Raw genomic sequence first — 19,274 nt, forward strand, 5'->3', positions numbered from 1 at the left:
AAATGTTCTATAACCCGAAACGCAAACATGCCAGAAACGGTATGCTGTCGCCCGTCGACTTTGAAAATAGACAGCATAATGCGAACCAAGAAGGTGTCTAGGAAACTAGGGGCTATTCATTATAACGTTTCCAATCGAGCACCGGACAGACACAAAACCATCCTCGAATGCCCGCTTCGCACCTTTTTTCGGCCTTTGGTGCAGAGTGAAGCATCTTGTATAATGGGCTCTCTCGGTGAATTCGCTGCGGTTTGCTTGGAGGTCGGCTTTCTTAACCGGGGCCCACGGACTGTCGCGAGGTGTTCGCCAAAGACGCCGCAAACGTCTAGCGACCATCTGAGTTGTCGTATGTTTCCGACCCCACTTTTCTGATTAAGCCACGGCTTGCTCCGTTTTGACGCGGTTGAGTGCGGGTTTGGCTACTAAGTCACTGGATTCGCACGCAGTTTGGTTTGTTTTGTTGACCTATTGTTGACCTGGAATTTGGACAGCAAAAAGCTCCGCGGAAGGCGGGGCGTAAAGCATTGTAGTTATTGGTAATTTTGGTTGCGGGAGTAGGATTTGAACCTACGACCTTCAGGTTATGAGCCAAAGCTCCTGCGATTCCAATAACTTAGGGAATTCAATTACTTATGGGTCAAGCCTTTGATTTCGCGCATTTTTCATTCCGGCAAAGCCCGACATTGACCTGTTTTCGTCGTCACCGTCCGCGCCAAAACGGCGTATGCAGGTTGAGGTGGCGTTGAGGTAGGCATCTCAACTGCTTCGATGGATCATGATCGCGACCGGCCCAATGCTGCCGCTCGTCGCTGCCATCAACGCCGCGGCGCGACATTCCCGCAAAGCAGACATTTGCCGAAAATTGCTTGACCAAGAAATTTGTGAGGCAAACGAGCTAAACTGACTTGATCACTTCACGCCACAGCAGGGGTCTGCTAGGATCTGAGCATGGCCTATTTTTACTTGGACGACAGTAAACACCATAACTTTGGGTTTTCTCTGGCGGCCTTTGTCATCTGTGATTCCAACCCAACCGACGAAGTAAGCTCGATATTTCGGAATCATGGGTTTGATCCCGACGTGTTCGAGTTTAAGTCATCTGCGAAGATGAGTGATGACGCCACTCTCCAAAGGCTCCGGGAGGCTTTGAAAGCCTTCATCGGAATCAATTGCAAAATAGCTGTGTGTGTTGTCGACGGTGATAAGCGATTGGGACCTGCGGCTTTGAAGCTTTTGAAAACCGCTCTGACCCATCCCCAGCTCAATGACCGCGAACATCAGGTCTTTTTCGATGAAGGTTTGTTTCGATCGACAAAAGTAGCTGCAACTCTAGTCGAAGGCGTTGAGGCGTTGGACAACTGCGAGTTTCATTTTGAACAGGACTCCCAAAGCATTATAGGGATTCAACTTGCCGATATTGTAGCCCACACATGCAGCATGATGCTGCTAGAGACACTTGGTCACATAAAAAAGAAGATCGTGGCCCAGGCTCCTGGCGACAGTGTGTATGATGGCTTAGAGATAGAGCTGGGTTTCGAAATGTGGGCAGGCATACGTTATGCATTTCTCAGCCAAAACAAGCCGAACCCCAAGGACGCCTTCCAAATCGCAAACGTCGATGTTTACCCTTGGGGTTTGTTTGTCGATGAAAGTGTCGATGAGCGGGTCGCATCCGCAGCAAAGAACCGTTTCGGAGAGAACTATTTGGGCTGTATTCATTGACGGCTCAGAGCATACATACAACGACAGTTTGCAATTCGGCAGCTCATCCCATCAAACCGGCAATTATATTCGACCGCAAAATCACTGGTTACCTCGATCTGATCCGCATACCCTATAGGCAGTTTAACGAAAGAATTGGAAATTAGTCGGTCTAGGCCAGAGGCGATGGCTTTGCCCAACCCAGCAGGACAGAATGCAAAACAATACTTTCGCAATACTTCTCAAAGATCTTCGGGCCGAGTTGGCATCGGCAATAGCAAATTTCAAAGCTTATGATGTCCCTGCGATTTGTGAGCGGATTGGTTTGTCAGAGGGTTCTGAGGAAGAAGCTTTCCAAAGCAAGCACAAGTATACGCAGAAACGGATTGCGGGTCTGACGGCCGATGAACTTCTAAGGGTTGCGCGGTTGTTTCATGCCGAAGAAGGCGGGTACGCATTAGGAGAAGTGCTTGCAAAGGTTGAGGATCTACAAATCCGTCCAATTACAAAATTGACAAGACGGCGGGTTATCAAGCTCTTTGATGGCCAGCCGCTGGCAACTGAGGTTGAACATATGGATTTCATCCGCTCCGTTTGGCCTATAAGAGACATGCCAGCGGTTGACGGCATTCAATATGACAACCTTGAAGCTTTTTTAGTGCAGCACACACTCAGGAATGATGATCTGACGCAGCAAGAGCTGATGGAAAGCCTTGGCCTACTGGAGTGCTCCACATCCCAGTTCTTCAAGTTTCTCGAAGCGGTCACTTTCGCCGAATATCAAACTGTGAAAAGGCAGGTCGAGCTGGCCGAAGCTATCGATCTGCTTTTACGACACGATGGGTATGCGTTGGTCAAATTGGGGATGATATCTGGGTCTCCAGTTTTCAAAGTGCGCGATCTCCCAGATGGAAGCCCGTCTGACAACGAAATATCGATAGCGATAAAGAATTTTGAAACCAGCCAAGTAAGTCCGCGTTGGCAGGCTGCGCTTGAAAGTAGATCTTCTGACCCTGAGCGTTCGATCACGTTGGCGCGGACTTTACTAGAGGACGTCTGTAAATGGATATTGCACGAAGCTGGCGAAGGTTGGGACGAGGCTGCTGACTTACCGGCACTTTATAAGAAAACAGCAAAGATCTTGAACCTTGCTCCAGACGATCATACTGAGCAAATTTTCAAGCAAATACTGAGTAGCTGCCAATCGGTTGTCAGTGCGCTAGGCGCGCTACGCAACAAGCTCAGTGATGCGCACAGTATTGGTCCGAAGCGAGTGCGTCCAGCTGCCCGACATGCTGAGTTGGCTGTGAACCTTGCTGGAACAATGTCAACGTTCCTAATTGCAACGTGGGCCAACAAGAGTGACAAAACCTGAGAAATGAGTGGCCGTGGCTTTATTCATAACTTCGATCTGCGACAGGCCCAGCTCAGGCGCTGGACTTCTGCGCTGTGGGCTTGCAGAGTTTTTGGAAGGACATGTCTTTCTAAGAAGGAAAACGGCTCCAAAATAAATTTTAGAGGGCAAACAATGCAGGTTTCAAAAGACCACTTTTTGCTGGCGGCTAAGGAAATTGGTCAAAGCGGTGAAAACGACACTCTGCCATATGATATAGATGCAGGATTTATTCGAGATAAGGCTGACGAGCTTTCCTCTATCTGTTTCGACTTGTTTCAAAGTATCGACGCACGAAATCAGAAAAACGCTGTTGGATATGTTAATGAACTGACCGTTGCTTCGGAAAGGTTACTGGCCCCTTCAGGGTCTAATGGCTTTAGGATTACAACAAAAATTCAACCTTTCTGGAATTTGTATTTGAACGGCCTTGGTATTGCTATTGCGGAAGCCAACGAAAAGAATCGCAGCGCGAGGGTTCATTCCTATAGGCTCGGCGGTGAAGCTCCTTCCTTCTTCGATCGGTCAAGGTCCTGGCGTACCTATAAGGAGGAAACTCTAAAAGAACCGGTACTAAACGAAGCCGGTTCTGTTGTTGTACAAACAGATATTTCCAGTTTCTATGAGCATATTTACCATCATCGACTTGAGAACGTCATTAGGGATCTCGGCGACACTAATTCAACGGTTGCCTCGCAAATTGATCGCATTTTGAGTAAGCTAGCGGCTGGACGTTCCTTTGGGTTACCAGTTGGCGGCCAGTGCGCGCGCATACTTGCAGAAGTGATGATGACACCCATCGATAGGTCACTATCAGATGCAGGTATCGTATGGCATCGCTTCGTAGATGATTTCACCTTGATTTGTAATTCGCAACAAGAAGCATACAAGGCACTTTCGGTTCTTTCTCACTCACTTGCCGATTATGGTCTGTCTCTCAACCGAACTAAAACAACGACTTTGAGTGCTAAGCACTACATAGACTATGTTGCCGCGCAATTGGGCGACGGTGAAGACGCGAGTATGGCGCTCCGAGAGCTAGATCTGCATTTTGACCCCTATTCTGACGCAGCACATGGTGAATATGAGCAGCTCAAGAAATCATTTGAAGATATAGACGTCCAGTTTCTGTTGGATCTCGAGAAGGAGAAATCGCAGCCTGACAGTTTTGTGCTTGCCCAGATTGGGCGAGCCTTGAAATTTCAAGAGCCAAATGTTGCTGCTCAGTTGTGTGCGACGCTGCTGGAACCAAAGAACCTCAATTCTTTTCGCGCATCTTGGTCCAAAATCATGCGAGGCGTCTATTCAGTAAGGGCCAATAATGAGTTTGAGATCGTTTTCGAGCAAATAGACAACCTACTTGATTTTCTACCAACCTCTGTCCCACACCTTCTATTGCCAGAGGCTAATAACCTGCATTTCCTGCGTGCGATACGGTTCACACGGACCGATTCAAGAGGGGCCTACGTGAGGAGTGTTTTTGACAAGAGTAATTCTTCGACAGTTAGGCGAGCTTGCATCGACTGCTGGAGACACTGGCGCGATCGGGCGAGCTTTACTCGCTTGAGGAACCAATGGGAAACTCTAAGTCCTGACGAGCAAAGGATGCTTTGGGTTGCAGCTGGAGACTTTGGTGATGAAGGTGAAAAATCAAAAAACCAATTGAGACGATCACTTTCGCAGGTTTGGCGCCTTGGATTTGAACCCCCAAAGGGACCAACCTTTGCATCGACTTTCGTAGAATGGACAGAGAATGGCGCTTAAAAGGCTCCCGTTTCGAGATCCAAGGACTGTGGCGAGGGATATCCCCGGCGTCCTAGATATGCTGTTTCCTCGGCTTAGTGGTGGACTGGTTGCTTCGCTAAATCGCAAAGCATTCTCGTTTGACGGCATAGAGCCCATATCGAACGAAATAGTCGATCAAAGTCAGCTTCAGAAGGCTATGCTGTTTGAGCTTGCTGTTGTTCGAGCCGAGCAAATTTTGGCTGGAAAGCTAAACCCTGAATGGGAAATTTGCATCCAAATCGCGGCGAAACGTCAGAGTAGGCATTTCGATGCGAAGGTTCCTGGCGAGATAACGGAGAGCGACAAGTCAGTAGCAGAGCACGCTGCACAAAACCTAATCACTATGCTGCAAAGTGTGCAGGGGCAACATCCCGGAACTCAGTTGGAGGCCAATCCCATAATACCTGGAATGGGATGGATTGCTTCGGGGACCGGGGATTTCTCGCTAGGTAAAATCCTCATTGAGGTGAAGCATACAAGCCGAAACTACGGTGCAGGCGACTTTCGGCAGGTTCTGATGTATTGGATATTGAAATATGCTAGCACAATTGAGCACGACACTGACGTTTGGTCGGATTGCCTCCTTTTAAATCCAAGGCGTAACTCCGCACTTCTTGTAAACTTCGACATGCTGCTGGAGTCAGCTTCTGCCAGTTCCAACCGGGTCGAGCTGTTTGAACTTTTGCGATCAGTCGTAGGATACGATTTGGAGCGAAGATAACAGTTCTAATGGCCGCTGCCGCGGATAATAGGATGGAACTAGCACTTACAGCGAAGGTCTGATTTCCCGCCGTCTCGTTTAGGGTGGCATGCCCTCCGCGACTTGACCGCCACCTTGCGCCACCCCGCCACCCCTCCCGGCATGCTTCGCTTGATAGTGGCGCGAATCTACGCGTCATGGGATGACGACTGGAGGGTGAGTTGCATGGTCAACCGATTGCGATTGAATGAGAAATGCGTCCGCGAGGCTGATCCGGCGGCAGGGCGTGATTACCAGATTTTTGACACGGATGTGCGGGGCTTTGCAGTCTGCATATACCGGTCTGGGAATCGCGCCTTCACCATCGACTATCGCCATGCAGGGCGGCAGCGGCGGATGACTATTGGGCGCTGGCCGGAATGGTCGACGACGTCCGCCCGCGACCGGGCGAAGGAATTGCGACGTGAGATCGACGCTGGTGGCGATCCATTGGGCCAGAAGGAAAGCGGGCGAGAGGCCCCAAGGTTCAAAGATCTGATCGAGCGCTACACCGAAGTTCACCTGCCGCACCTTTCCCCAACCAACGCCTCAGACCAAAAATCGATGCTGGCGAAACTTGTGGCGCCGGAATGGGGCAACAAGCTGGTGATAGAGATCACGCCCTATGATGTGGAAAAGCTGCTGAACAAGGTCGCTGCTGGCCGGGCCCGCCCTTCAAAAGCCAAGCCCAACAACCGGGCGCGGAAGCTGCAGGGGGCCAAGCCCACTCCGGTGCGTGCCAACCGAACCGGCGAGGTGTTGCGCAAGATGTTTACCTATGCCGTGGGTTGGGGTTGGCGCGACGACAATCCCGCCTCGAGTTTCCGCCGCCGGATCGAAAACGCGCGCGAACGCTTCCTATCCCATGAAGAAATCCGCAAACTGGCCGAGGCGCTGGAAGCGGCCGAGGATCGCCGCGCGGCCGACATTATCCGGATGTGCATGCTGACTGGCGCGCGGGTGGGCGAGGTGCGCCAGGCGCAGTTTGTGCACTTCAACCTCGAACATCTCAGTTGGTCGAAACCCGCCAGCATGACCAAGCAGCGCAAGGTCCACCGCTTGCCGATTTCGGATGAGGCGGCGGCGATCGTGCGACAGCGCCAGCTGCTGGTTCCGCGGGGATGCCCATTGCTGTTTCCGGGTGATGTGCCGGGGCAGCCTGTAAAGGAAATCAGGCGCTTCTGGGCCAATATCCAGAAGCAGGTTGGCATACCGGATGTGCGCATCCACGATCTGCGTCATACCTTTGCGTCCCTGCTGGTCAGCGGCGGCGCATCGCTGGAAATGATCGGCAAGCTGTTGGGCCACAGCCAGATGCAGACGACGCAGCGCTATGCCCACCTGATAGACTCGCCGCTGCGCGCGGGCGTCGATGCCGTGGCCAGCGCCTTCAGGCCTCGGCCAAAATTGGTGCATGACGCGGACGAGGCGCAGAAGTTGGCATGAGTTTCTGCGCCTCATCGACACCGTTCGTCAGCACGTTTCTCGCAGCGCTTTCCAGATCGGGGTGAGCCTGCGGCGGATTGTGCGTTCATCGGGCACCTCGCCACTTTCGGATTTTTTGACGAACCATTCCTGCACTTCCCCGACCCATTCGGCCTGCGTCTCAGGAACGCCGTGTTCATGAACGCGGCGAATGAGCGAAATATACATCCCATCCCAATCGTAGCGTGCTGTCGAACCGATGTGTGACGCCGGACGCCGCAGCAGATCGCAATCCGTCTCGAAACGATGAACGTCATCGGCCATGATCAATAGGTCTGCCAGTGTGACCTCAATGCGGTCGGACGGGTCCGCGATCATGATCCAGTCCTCCTGGTCCTTCGGCCTGACACGGCGCAGAAAGCTCTTTGTTGGTCCGGTTCCGCAGCGCCGGAACATCTGCAAGATATCCGTGACCGACACCACAACGTACCCGGACACGATCTGCGATCCGACAATGAGCGGTGCAATCGCCGTCATGATGTCGAAACGCCCGACCGATGCCCAGCCTGCAATATCTGCAAGCGTGCAATCCCAGCGAGCGGCGGCTTCGTGCAGGGTAAAATAAACGCGGGGTGGTAAAGCCATGCCTCAATTCCTTTTCTTGTTGTTCTGGAACAGGCCATCACACCGCGCCCCTGTGGAGGCGGCCTTGGGCCTTGCTAACGGGAAATGGGGATCAACCGCGCGGGAAATCCGCAGCGGCCGCAGGGCAGTGAAAGATCAAACGCAGATCGAAAATAATCTCACTCATGTCTGCCTCCCTCTCCTGCCGATTCTGCAAACTACTCTACCTGTGGATGAAGCACAGAACAAAGGATGAGTGCAATCTGAGTCATTCGCTAACGTTGCGTGTGGGCGCTGAGGCCGAGCGACATCAGAGACGGAAAATCTCGAAACCTCAATAACACAAGGGGTGGCATTGGTATGGGCAAATGACCGCCACCCTGCGCCACGCCGCCACCCCTGTCGATCTGCTCTCGCTGCCTGACGACGTCCGCCCACGACGGGCGGCGAACAGGAGGCAGAAATGATTCAATCACAGACTGAACCGGAAATGACCGGCGCGACCCTGCTGTCGGGCTGGATCAGCCGCAAGGAGCTGGCCGAAGCGCTCGGTGTAACGGTCGACACCCTCGGGCGCTGGGAGGCGCGGCGCATCGGGCCGCCCTGCGTCCGCGCAGGACGCATGGTGCTCTATCGACGCAAGGCGGTGCAAGATTGGCTGGCAGCGCAGGAAATGCCACGGGCCAAGACGGCAGGTGGTCGGAAATGACTACCATGCCATTCGGCCCCGCTTGCAGCACAGCGCCCTACAATTCCGTCACGGGCGATGACAATTGGCCCCAAGACCGCCTCGCCGAGGCCCGCGCCGTCATCGCCGATGTGGCGCATCATTCCGACCACCTGATCTGGCTCGCCTGCAGGATCCTCGCCGCTCATGGAGACACTGCAGCCGAGCGTGAAGACGCCCAGCGGCTGTTGGTGGTGATCGATGCACGGCGGCCGGTGTGGCGTGCCCAGCGCGAAGAGAACGGGAGGGCCGCAGAATGATGCGCCGCGGCACACCCGAAGCTGATCTGCAGCGCGCTGTCGTGCAGGCCCTGCGCCTCACCCTGCCCCGCACCGCAATCATCCATCACTGCGCCAATGAGGTGACCGAGCCCGGACCTCGCGGTGCAAAACGTCAGGCTATCCTGGTCGGGATGGGCGTCCATGCGGGCTTTGCCGATCTGATGGTCCTATGCGATGGCCACGTGCTGTTTCTCGAGCTGAAAGCCCCGAAAGGGCGGCTGCGCCCGACACAGGAGGCCTTCCGCGATGCAATGCTGGCACAGGGCTTTGGCTGGGCGCTGGTGCGCAGTCTCAACGACGCGCTGGGCGCGCTGGCCGATCACGGTTTTACAACCCGCATTGCGCGCCCTGCAAGGAGGTCCGCGCCATGAGTCATGACGCCACCAACTGGGCCATCAAGCAGCGCGGGTTGAAGCCCACCACCAAGATCGTGCTCTGGCATCTTTGCGACCGGTTCAACCCGGACTTTGGCTGCTTCCCCTCACAGGCGCGGCTTGCGCATGATTGCGAGATCAGCCGCTCCACCCTGAACGATCACCTGCGCCAGCTGGAGGCTGGCGGCTTGCTAAGCCGCGTGCCCCGGATTGATCCGGTGACCAAGCGTCAGCTGCCCACTCGCTACATCCTGGGGTTCGAGCGCGGCTTCACACCGGCTGATGTGGTGCCGAGTCCGGAAATCGGACACGGCATCACAGGCTCTGTGGAAATCACCGATGACACAAGCAAATGCAGTCTCGATGAGCCTGGCTCGAATGATCCATGTCCGGATTTCGGACACGGGAGTGACCCAAAAGCCGTGTCCGGATTTTCCCCCGACCCGTGTCCGGAAAATGGCCAAAGCCGTGTCCGGAATCCGGACACTAACCTTGTAAGAGAACCACTAAGTAAATCAGTAAAGGAGGAGGAGGACGCGGCTGCGCGCGAGGCCGATTTTGATCGGTTCTTTGCCGAGTTGCTCTCGGCGCTGGGCTTCGCCGCCAATGCCAACCTGCCCGCGTGGTGGCAGGGCGAGGCGGTCAGAACCCATGTCCGTCGCTGGACTGACGACCTCGGGCTCTCCGAGGATCGGATCCTCCAGACCGCCACAGAAACCCGGCGGGATCACCCCAATCCGCCTGATGGTCCCAAAGCGCTGGATCGGTTCATGGAACGCGCAGCTGGGTGCGATGCGCAGGCGGCTGCTAATGCCGGGAAAGCCAAGCGCAGCAGCAAAGCCCAAAGCAAGCCACGGCCCAGCCACGATGAAACCGCGGCGTTCTATGCGGCCAAGGTGAACTCCGACGAATACTTACCGCCGAACATGATTAGCGCCGCGACATGCGGATTGATGCTGGAACGGGGGCTCGTCACCCCAGAACGCCTTCGGATGCGGGGTGTGCTATGACCTTGCAAAGACCTATCCTCAATCGCGGCGGACGCACAAAACGTGCGCTGGGCGTGCAAGCGGCACTGGAATGGGCATTCCGGATCGAGAAGGCCCAACTGGAACTGCCCGCGCCAAAGTATGTGACCGATGAAGGCTTTGGCTTCGGCTTGGAATACGTCCTGCTGCAGCGCGCGGCGCTGGGCTGCAAGGTGGACGGCGGCCAGTACAAGATGGGCAGCTACACCCATCCTGATGCCGAGGTCATCGCCGCCACCGTCGCTGGGATGCCAGACAGCCTCGGCGGCATCCGCATGGCGATCCGCGTGGCTGAACTGGCGCGCGCCGGGATGACGCCCGACTGGATGCCCGGCGTCGTCCCACGCTGCGTTCCGGTCGAGACCAAGCGCAATCAGCACGGCGAGCGAGCGACCACGGTGGTGGTCAGCACTGAACGGGTGCTGACCCGCGGCAAATTGCGAACGGTGGAAGTTTTAGCCTGTCCGGTCACTTGGAGGCCGCACCCTGAGCAGATTGCGTCCGCACGCAGCGGCTATGAGGATTGGTGGCGGGCGCTGCATTGGGTGCGGGATGGCATAGTGGCAGGAGATATGCTGCGGGACGTCGAAGTGACCGGTGCGATGCCAAAGATGCAGCCTTGGCGTATCCTGTAGTTGACCCGGCGATAAAGCCCTGGTACTGGTGGGCCAAAAAGGAGAACAAAATGCTTGACCAGATGTTGGACGTTGGGGCGTGGGTGCAGGCAAAGCGCGAAGGGTTGGGATTGACCCAGAAAGGTTTTGCGGAATTGTTGGGTATGTCCGAAACCGGTGAGCGCACGATTCGGGGTTGGGAGTTAGGCGAGCATTTTCCTACGCCGGCGAAGCTGGCCCAGATTCATAACCTTCCCGATACAGCGCTTCTACGCAGCCCCTATGCCGCCGCCCCCGATAGCGCTGATTTTTCGTTCATTGACCTCTTTGCTGGTATTGGCGGCATTCGTTATCCTTTCCAGAAACAGGGAGGTCACTGCGTCTTTACATCAGAGTGGGACAAGTTTGCCAAAAAGACATATGCTGCGAACTATGGCGAAGTTCCCCACGGCGACATCACCAAGATTGCAGCCAGCGACATACCAGCTCACGACGTTTTGCTTGCGGGCTTTCCATGCCAGTCGTTTTCGCAGGCAGGATTAAAGCAGGGGTTCAACGATACGCGCGGCACAATGTTCTTCGAGATCCAGCGCATCCTTGCCTATCGCCGCCCCAAAGCTTTCCTGCTGGAAAATGTCAAGCAGCTTAAGGGTCACGATCAGGGCCGCACGCTTAAGACCATTCTTGCGATCCTTGAGGGGCGGGCCGTACCCGAAATCCCTGCATCTGTGCCAATGTCGGAAGAATCGCGGAAATCGCTCGGTGCAAAGCTGAACTACCGCGTCGATTATCGCGTCCTGAAAGCAGCAAACTTCGGAGTCCCACAGAACCGCGAGCGCGTTTACATTATCGGTTTCGACCGGGACCAGGTTGAGGCGGCAGAATTAACTAACATCTGCTCTGAAATTCTCGATCGACTTGCAGCCGTGAAGGGCAAGCCTCGCGTAGGTGACATTCTGGAAGACAACGCTGCGATCGATCCGAAATATACCATTTCAGACCGTTTGCTGGCGGGACATGCCCGGCGCCTGGCAGAACACAAAGAAAAGGGTAACGGCTTCGGCTACAGTATTTTCACGAAGGACAGTCCCTACACCAACACGATCAGCGCCCGCTACTACAAAGACGGAAGCGAGATCCTGATCGATCAGGGCGACATAGGTCGAAATCCCCGCAAACTGACGCCACGGGAGTGTGCAAGACTCCAGGGCTTTCCGGAAGAGTTCAACGTAGATGTAGTCTCGGACTGCCAGAATTATCGCCAGTTTGGGAACTCGGTTTCTGTGCCGGTGATCGAGGCCATTGCTGCCGAAATGAAGCCGTACATTTCGGGATAGCAGGTGACAGACATCGTCTCCCCCGAAAAACGTAGTGACATGATGTCCGGCATTCGGGGGAAGAATACCAAGCCGGAAATCACTGTTCGCCGCCTGCTTCACCGGCTTGGTTACCGGTTCCGTTTGCATCGCAAAGACCTGCCGGGAAAGCCGGACATCGTGTTGCCGAAGTGGCGCACCGTAATTTTTGTGAACGGTTGTTACTGGCATGGGCACGAGGACTGCCACTTATTCCGCCCGCCCAAAACCCGCACGGAGTTCTGGGCCAGCAAGATCAAGAGTAATCAGGAAAGGGACATGCGTAATTATGCCGCTTTGCGAAACGCAGGATGGAAAGTCGTTGTCGTCTGGGAGTGTGGGGTTTCAAAGAAACTGAGACTTTCCGACGCGCAGTTGGAGACGGCGTTGAGCGAGGCGCTGTCATCGCTTGGGACATGGTTTGATATCCGCGGGTAGCTCCCTGCAGAGCAATTCCACCTCCAGATTACTGTGGCTACGTTTTATGCGTTAGACCAACCCGTATGCTCTCAGGAGATCACTTGGACCGAAATCTAGGCCTGCCGTCTCCCAAGCGTCTTTCCGTTGCTCGTAGATCTGCATCAAGAGGACGATCCGGCTGACCTTTTCTTCATGATGAAAGCGGCGGTGACAGTTCGGGCAAAGCGCTACAATGTTTTCCGGCACGTCAAAGTTCTTTCCCGCTCCGAGCGAATGCTGGGCAGAAAGAGGCATCAGATGATGGGCTTCGACATATGGCTTGCCCGTAGCTGAACAAGAAAATGTCTTGTGACCGGAGTCAACCTCACACAGGAAATGGGCGCTTTCGATAGCAGTTACCGCCGCCTTGAGATTACGCGGGATGCGAAGCACAGTGGTTGGCGAAGCTGCCTTTCCGATTTCTGCGAATACCAGCGCCTGGTATTTATCGTCTTCATAGTCCGGCAACGGTGAGGCGCCTGCTTGCCATTCAGCATAAGGCATAAAGCCAACGTGGGGATACTGGTCGGTGCCACGCACGAAAATGTAAAACACATCACCCCTTTGAGCGTCAAAAGAGTTCGCGGAGGACATGTACAGCCTGAGCTCGTTACCCTGCATCTTTGGAAATTTGATGGAGAGCGGCTCGGTAGACGTGCGAGCAGGATCTGTGCGATTATGTACCTCGAACTGGAAGCGCGCGGAGCCTGACCCCCGCGGGAATCCGTTGATCGGGTACAAGAGCTCAAGAACGCGTTTCTCAGCGCGATCAATGGTGACCGAACGGTCATGATCCGCTTCGGTATTAGTCACAACCGAAAAGGCTCCGGCAGTCGCACCGAAACGGGCGCGTTGGGGTGGGGTCATCTCTGGCATTTAGGATTCCTTTGTCTGGCAGAACTTGATTACCGATTCGGAATCGGGTAAATACAGGGTATTAGGCTTGATATCGGCCGTATACCCGAAAAATACCCTGCAAATACCCGCTCCTGCGGTGCTCTTGTCCGAGCGCTCATCCACAGCTTTCTGCGCATTTTGTTCCGTTGGACATTTCAAGCCGCTAAAACCTGACACTTGCGACAATATGCTCGAAGCCATCCCCTTGGGTATCCGGCGACCGGGGGGCAACCACACGGGTGCAGGACTGCCCGGCGAACTGGATGCGGTCATAGGTTGGGGGAGGGACAACAAGTCGGTGACCATCGTTTGGTTCCGCCCCACCGGCTCGGATAGCGGTTCGCTTTCATCGCAAGAACCTGCTTGGGAAACCGGACATCTTATTGCCAAAGTAGCGCACTGCAATTTTCGCGAACGGTTGCCACTCGCTCGGACGCGAGGACTGCCACCTGCTCCGACCACCCAAATCCCGAACGGAGTTCTGGACCAGCAAGATCGAGAGTAATCAGGCAGGGGACATACGTAATTATGCCGCTTTGCGTAACGCAAGATGGAAAGTCATTGTCGTCTGGGGGCGTGGAGTTACAAAGAAACTGAGCATTTCCGAAGAGCAGTTGGAAAAGGTGCTAAGTGAGGCATTGGTACCCGACGGGACGCGATTGGATATTCGTGGATAATCGCCGGTTGGCGAAATGATGGTGTTACGTGTAAGCTATTGATGATTCTTGTTTTAAGGGCATTCAATGGCTGAGCCAGTTATTCCGACCGACCCGAAATCCGCTTTATATACCGTCTGCTTGTTTCTGGCACAGTCAGGGGACCCTCATACGGAGTTAGGCTTCAATTCGCAAAACGCTGCTTTTGAGGCCATTGGTACGAAGTTCGGTGTGCCGAAGAATACTGTGAGAAACGTGCGTGACACGTTTGACCGGTTTACGGATAGCGACCGGGTTGGGTGGGAAAAAGCGGATTTGCCACCTCGTTTAAAAATGATCTTTGATCAGCATTCTGACGTTGCACGAGATGAATTGCGCGATATCTCGTTGAAAATCATGGAAACAGATTGGGAGACAATCAGCCTGACGGACGGAGACGAAATGGACGACGAAGCGAACGTTGAAGTCACCTCCCCGAATTCCTTGCCGTCCATGACCCTGCCTGATCTTGAGGATTGCCAGCGGTTAAGCAAAGAGCGTGCTGCACAGATCCCGATCGACCGTGTTTGCGCACCATCTCCGGAGGTCTGGGAGCAGATTCTTCAACTTTACATAGCAGAAGTACCCAATGACAAAGCCGTCGTTGTCGGTGGATCTGCTATGTCCATCGAGACCGGAAACGACAAAATTCTTACTATCAGTGCGCAAGAGTTCCCTCGTTGTTGGGCGGTGCGGCCTTACGTCCTCGGAATTCTGAAATACGAAGAGCTGGTTGACCAGCTGGCCAAAGAACTGGGCTTTGCAAATCGGAGTTCCGGCCGTGTGAAAGAAGACGTGTTCAAGAAACTCCCCTCCCAGACTTGGAAAAACGACCTTTCAGCAAAGGACGTCGCGAGCATCGAAAACGCAATCGCGAACAAGTTGTCCCTGAGTTCCGAAGAACAGGATCGTTTTCTGAAGTTTCTCGCCGACCACAAATGGTCCGGAGTTTCAAAGACGCTGGAGCGAGGCGATTGGCCCGTCTCAGCCATCGTTGGTGCTGGCGGTTGGTTGGCAAACGCATCCACCAGACGTGGCGAGCTGTCGATTGCACTCGCTAAATCCGACGCCTTTGAGGAGCTGATGCAAGTCGCCGGTTCCGTAAGTGAAACGACACCCTTGGCCTTAAGTAAATCCTCGGTTCCCGCGCTGAAAGGCGGCGAAAACGTGATCTTCTACGGCGCACCTGGAACTGGTAAATCCAGCAGGGTTGATAGGAAAATCAGCGAAAAAGGAAAAAAACCGTTTAGAACCGTCTTTCACCCCGACTTGCAGAACAGCGATTTCTTCGGCTGTCTAAAGCCGCAAATGGATGGCGAAAAAGTCCGGTACGGTTTTGCCCCCGGTCCGTTTATGAAAGCTATTGCCGAGGCTTACCTTTACCCTGCGGAGCCGGTTTTTCTTGTCATTGAGGAGTTGAACCGCGCAGCTGCAGCGGCTGTATTCGGCGATCTTTTTCTTCTACTCGACCGCGATGACGACGGAAAAGGTGAATATGATGTCAGTTTCCCTTCGCCGGAAAGCGAAGAATGGTTCGGCACAATGACGGGGGTAGCTCACAAGGCCCTAAGGCTGCCATCAAACCTGTTTATCTATGCCACCATGAACAGCGCCGATCAGGGTGTTTACCCGATCGATACCGCCTTCCGGAGGCGGTGGCGTCAGGAATATCTTCCGCTGGACTACGAAAAGGGGCCGTCCGGTGACGTTACGTATGTGGATGCAATGGGAAACCATCATACACTGCCGTGGCGCGCCTTTATCAAGATATTGAACGGGCATCTCACTGGCAGCAAAACACTGGGAATTGCTGAAGACCGCCTGCTCGGGCAGTGGTTTGTCAAGCCGAAGGAGCTTGACGGAAAGGTGATCCCCGACAAAGTCCTGCTCTATCTCTGGGATGACCTGTTGCGCCACGATGGCCGCGAGCATGTTTTCCATTCCGGAACCACCGGTGAGGTGCAGACTTATGGCGATCTGGTGATTGAAGCGGGCGCGGGCCGGAGGTTTCTGTCGGACAGCTTTCTGGAAAAGTTGAACGCTGCACTTGACCCGGGATTGACGCGGCCGGACGCGACTGTCGACAATGCGCCCTAGCATTCCCGTGTTCCTTTCGGATCGTGATCCCGTGGCGGCTCTCGACCGCCACGCTGAAACCGTGCTTGTCGCGATGCGCGAACGGGGGATGGGCCGTGTAGATGAGAAGAAGACGGTTCATTTTTGCGGACTGGTTCATCATCCGGAACAGGGTACGATTGTTTTCCTGCCCCGAGAGTCGAAAACCGGTGACCCTGACATTGATCTCGAGACTGCATCGCTGACAATGCGTGCACTTGCGCGGTTCGGCGCAGAAACATCCAAACGGGACTTTGAAGATGATGGCGAAACAGGCAACCCTGGCACGCTTGCAGTCATTAAACGTCTGGCTGACGACTTCAGGGATCATGGCCTTTTCTCCGAACGTCTCCGTCAGCAGACGAGGAACGCCGGAAAGCCTGAATGGTCCAGAACAGTCAAACGGGAGATCGCGCTACCAAACCACAAAGGCCAGCCGGTGTTTACCGATATCCGGACGAGCCGCACGACGCGAAGTACGGACGCTCTGCTTGCCCAGATACAGGCCGCCGTCATACAGGAAATCCGGCTCTCTCATGCTTGGTGGATGACGGGAACGTCCGGCAGAACGCAAGAGCTCCTGTCAACTCCGCGTCCGCAGTTCCCCAGAACAATGTGGGCCAACAAGCTTGATGCACTGCTACCCTCCCTGTATTCGACCAGATCAATGTTTCTCGCGGAATATCTGCGGTTCTACCTGCGCGATGTAAGGGCAACCTCGAGCGGTGCTTTTGTATTCGGTGTCAGCGACTTCCATACGGTCTGGGAGACGGTGCTAAGGGAAACCTTGTTGAGATCCCCGCACGACCGGCGGCGCAACTGGAACAGCTTATTGCCAAAACCGGTTTACATCCTGACGGGTAGCGGGAGATCCGATGCCCGAAGCCGCGGCATGCAAACAGATATCATAATGGAGTATGAGGCGAGCTATGCGATCGTTGACGCAAAGTATTACGCTGCCAAGAGCGCTGAATCAGCTCCGGGCTGGCCAGATATCGCGAAACAGATGTTTTACGAAAAAGCACTGAGGGAGATAGTAGACAGGACAGGTGAGATACCAACTGTGATTCACAACTTTTTCGTATTTCCTTGCCTCGAGGCAGGTGGCCCGCTCAGTCAGGCAGAAATTCGACATGTAAACGGCGGAGCAGTCAGCTCTGCCTTTTCACCTATCACATGTTCCTATGTGTCCGTGCGCGAGGCGCTGAACCACTATGTCTATCGCTCTAATGGGATAAAGTTGACGGCAAATTGATAGACATGCCCCCCACGGCATGGTTCCTCCCCGGCCCCTTTCGTATGCGGGGGGGCGCAGCGCGGCAGTTCGCTAGCGACAGGCACTTTCACCGGGGAATCCAGGCGGAAGCCACCTGCCGGGTGAACTTGGAAAAAGCGAATCATTATCAATGGCTTGCGGAATCGCGGTCTGGCTAGGCTGGCTTCTTTTGTGGAACCCAGGGAATCCAGTTTGTGGAAGCCACCACGCCGGAAGCCAGCCAGCGGAAGTCATCCTCTTGGAAGTCGTTGAATCCAAGCGTGTTTTTCATTTGACAAAGCTGCCCCCCTTGACCTATCCATTGATCATCGAAGAATAGCGCCCGGAGGATACACCTCGCGGGCGCTTTTGTTTTCTCCACATCACGGATCCCGATCCTGCCGCTGGCCCTCGTGGCAGCGCGCATCGGCTTTCCCGCCCAGCTACAAATGAGAGCCGCCCCATGGACCTGGTCTTTGCACCGAGCCAGATTGAAACGTGGCCGATTGACCGCCTGCGCCCTTATGCCCGCAATGCCAAGATCCACGGCACCGATCAGGTGGCGAAGATTGCCGCCAGCATGGCCAAGTTCGGCTGGACCGTGCCTTGCATGGTGGCCGATGATGGCGAACTGATCGCCGGGCATGGCAGGGTGCTGGCCGCCGCGATGCTCGGACTTAAGGACGTGCCTGTGATCCGGCTCAGCCACCTCGACGAAGCCGAGCGCCGGGCTTACCGGATCGCCGACAACAAGCTGACCGAGCTGGGAGAATGGGACGAGGCCATGCTGCGCGATGAGATCGCCGGGCTGCTGGCTGAGGATTTTGACCTATCGCTCTTAGGGATCACCGACGAGGATCTGGATGCCCTGCTGCGTGATCCGGATCAGGTCGAAGGCGAGGCGGTTGAGGGCGAAGATGATATTCCGGAAGCGCCGGTCACGCCGGTGTCGGTTGCGGGCGATCTCTGGCAACTCGGATCACACCGGCTGATCTGCGGCGACAGCACATCCGCCGATGTGGTCGGTCGACTTCTTGGCGATGTGAAGCCGTTGCTGATGGTCACCGATCCGCCCTATGGCGTGGAATATGACCCGTCCTGGCGAAACCAGGCGGGTGCGGCCAAGACCAAGCGCACCGGCAAGGTGTTGAATGACGACCGTGCCGACTGGCGCGAGGCGTGGGAGCTGTTTCCTGGTGACGTCGCCTATGTCTGGCATGGCGCGTTGCATAGCTCGACCGTCGCCGAGAGTTTGATAGCGGCAGGTTTCGCTGTGCGGTCGCAGATCATCTGGGCCAAGGACCGTCTCGTCCTCAGCCGCGGCGACTATCACTGGCAGCATGAACCTTGCTGGTATGCCGTCAAGAAGACCGGCAAGGGCCACTGGGCGGGCGACCGGAAACAGACCACGCTGTGGCATATCTCGGGCAAGGATCAGGATGCCGCGACGGTGCACGGCACCCAGAAGCCGGTGGAATGCATGCGCCGCCCGATCTTGAATAATTCCAGCCCCGGGCAGGCCGTGTTTGAACCCTTCATGGGCTCCGGAACCACGTTGATCGCGGCCGAAACCATCGGGCGGGTGTGCTTCGGGATCGAGTTGAACCCGGCCTATGTTGATGTGGCCATCGAGCGCTGGCAGCAGTTCACCGGTGCCAATGCCGTTCTGGCTGATACTGGTGAGACCTTCTCCGACCTGAAAGCCAAGAGGCTGGCGGCATGAATGCCCCGCGTTGCCTGGCTGGATCGCAAACGTCCGTCTTCCCGGTGTCGCTGGTCGAATCTGTTCCGACGGCGTTCTCGGATC

Annotated in this window: 17 protein-coding genes; 15 read left to right on the forward strand and 2 right to left on the reverse strand. The window is 55.1% G+C overall.

Annotated elements, in window-relative coordinates; all coding sequences use genetic code 11:
- The first annotated feature begins 948 nt into the window (after positions 1-948).
- From ACXJGX_RS04800 to ACXJGX_RS04820, 5 genes are all read left to right on the forward strand, one after another.
- Positions 949-1,722, forward strand: coding sequence for a DUF3800 domain-containing protein (locus ACXJGX_RS04800; RefSeq protein ID WP_474779211.1), 774 nt, complete (start codon positions 949-951; stop codon positions 1,720-1,722).
- 193 nt (positions 1,723-1,915) lie between these two features.
- A complete protein-coding gene (locus tag ACXJGX_RS04805) occupies positions 1,916-3,076 on the forward strand; it encodes an abortive infection family protein (protein ID WP_474779213.1) in 1,161 nt (386 codons plus the stop codon).
- Between the two features lie 3 nt (positions 3,077-3,079).
- Positions 3,080-4,858, forward strand: a complete 1,779-nt coding sequence (locus ACXJGX_RS04810) for an RNA-directed DNA polymerase (protein WP_474779215.1) — start codon at positions 3,080-3,082, stop codon at positions 4,856-4,858.
- A gap of 178 nt (positions 4,859-5,036) precedes the next feature.
- Positions 5,037-5,600, forward strand: a complete 564-nt coding sequence (locus ACXJGX_RS04815; RefSeq protein WP_474779217.1) for a hypothetical protein — start codon at positions 5,037-5,039, stop codon at positions 5,598-5,600.
- 204 nt (positions 5,601-5,804) lie between these two features.
- Positions 5,805-7,064: a tyrosine-type recombinase/integrase gene (locus tag ACXJGX_RS04820; RefSeq protein ID WP_474779219.1), complete on the forward strand. Its 1,260-nt coding sequence runs from the start codon at positions 5,805-5,807 to the stop codon at positions 7,062-7,064.
- Between the two features lie 27 nt (positions 7,065-7,091).
- Here the strand turns inward: ACXJGX_RS04820 and ACXJGX_RS04825 are convergent, their stop codons facing one another.
- The gene (locus ACXJGX_RS04825) at positions 7,092-7,688 is read right to left on the reverse strand and encodes a hypothetical protein (RefSeq protein ID WP_474779221.1); all 597 of its coding nucleotides are present in this window, start codon (positions 7,686-7,688) and stop codon (positions 7,092-7,094) included.
- A 442-nt stretch (positions 7,689-8,130) separates the two neighbouring features.
- On the opposite strand from ACXJGX_RS04825, the gene ACXJGX_RS04830 reads away from it, so the two are divergent.
- From ACXJGX_RS04830 to ACXJGX_RS04860, 7 genes are read left to right on the forward strand one after another with little or no spacing between them, the layout of a single operon-like run.
- On the forward strand, positions 8,131-8,376 hold the full coding sequence (locus ACXJGX_RS04830; RefSeq protein ID WP_445802195.1) for a helix-turn-helix transcriptional regulator: 246 nt from the start codon (positions 8,131-8,133) through the stop codon (positions 8,374-8,376).
- Between the two features lie 5 nt (positions 8,377-8,381).
- Positions 8,382-8,654: a hypothetical protein gene (locus ACXJGX_RS04835; RefSeq protein ID WP_474780738.1), complete on the forward strand. Its 273-nt coding sequence runs from the start codon at positions 8,382-8,384 to the stop codon at positions 8,652-8,654.
- A complete protein-coding gene (locus tag ACXJGX_RS04840; RefSeq protein WP_474779223.1) occupies positions 8,651-9,046 on the forward strand; it encodes a VRR-NUC domain-containing protein in 396 nt (131 codons plus the stop codon). The genes ACXJGX_RS04835 and ACXJGX_RS04840 overlap by 4 nt, the downstream gene beginning before the upstream one ends.
- Entirely contained in the window at positions 9,043-10,059 is a 1,017-nt protein-coding gene (locus tag ACXJGX_RS04845) for a helix-turn-helix domain-containing protein (RefSeq protein WP_474779225.1), read from the forward strand. Before ACXJGX_RS04840 ends, ACXJGX_RS04845 begins: the two co-directional genes overlap by 4 nt.
- Positions 10,056-10,712 carry a hypothetical protein gene (locus ACXJGX_RS04850; protein WP_474779227.1) on the forward strand — a complete coding sequence of 219 codons (657 nt, stop codon included), beginning with the start codon at positions 10,056-10,058 and terminating at the stop codon, positions 10,710-10,712. Before ACXJGX_RS04845 ends, ACXJGX_RS04850 begins: the two co-directional genes overlap by 4 nt.
- A gap of 50 nt (positions 10,713-10,762) precedes the next feature.
- Complete coding sequence (dcm, locus tag ACXJGX_RS04855) at positions 10,763-12,028, forward strand: DNA (cytosine-5-)-methyltransferase (RefSeq protein ID WP_474779229.1); 1,266 nt, start codon at positions 10,763-10,765, stop codon at positions 12,026-12,028.
- A gap of 3 nt (positions 12,029-12,031) precedes the next feature.
- A complete protein-coding gene (locus ACXJGX_RS04860) occupies positions 12,032-12,484 on the forward strand; it encodes a very short patch repair endonuclease (protein ID WP_474779231.1) in 453 nt (150 codons plus the stop codon).
- A gap of 51 nt (positions 12,485-12,535) precedes the next feature.
- Here ACXJGX_RS04860 and ACXJGX_RS04865 read toward each other — a convergent pair whose 3' ends face one another.
- A complete protein-coding gene (locus tag ACXJGX_RS04865) occupies positions 12,536-13,381 on the reverse strand; it encodes an HNH endonuclease (RefSeq protein ID WP_474779233.1) in 846 nt (281 codons plus the stop codon).
- A 764-nt stretch (positions 13,382-14,145) separates the two neighbouring features.
- Between ACXJGX_RS04865 and ACXJGX_RS04870 the strand changes: the two genes are divergently transcribed.
- The 3 genes from ACXJGX_RS04870 (at position 14,146) to ACXJGX_RS04880 (ending at position 19,190) form a co-directional block, all read left to right on the forward strand.
- Complete coding sequence (locus ACXJGX_RS04870; protein ID WP_474779235.1) at positions 14,146-16,194, forward strand: AAA family ATPase; 2,049 nt, start codon at positions 14,146-14,148, stop codon at positions 16,192-16,194.
- Positions 16,184-17,467, forward strand: coding sequence for an LlaJI family restriction endonuclease (locus tag ACXJGX_RS04875; RefSeq protein WP_474779237.1), 1,284 nt, complete (start codon positions 16,184-16,186; stop codon positions 17,465-17,467). Before ACXJGX_RS04870 ends, ACXJGX_RS04875 begins: the two co-directional genes overlap by 11 nt.
- Before the next feature lie 463 nt (positions 17,468-17,930).
- Positions 17,931-19,190, forward strand: coding sequence for a site-specific DNA-methyltransferase (locus ACXJGX_RS04880; RefSeq protein ID WP_474779239.1), 1,260 nt, complete (start codon positions 17,931-17,933; stop codon positions 19,188-19,190).
- Positions 19,191-19,274 lie beyond the last annotated feature (84 nt).

This window comes from Yoonia sp. SWMV100, from assembly GCF_056108365.1.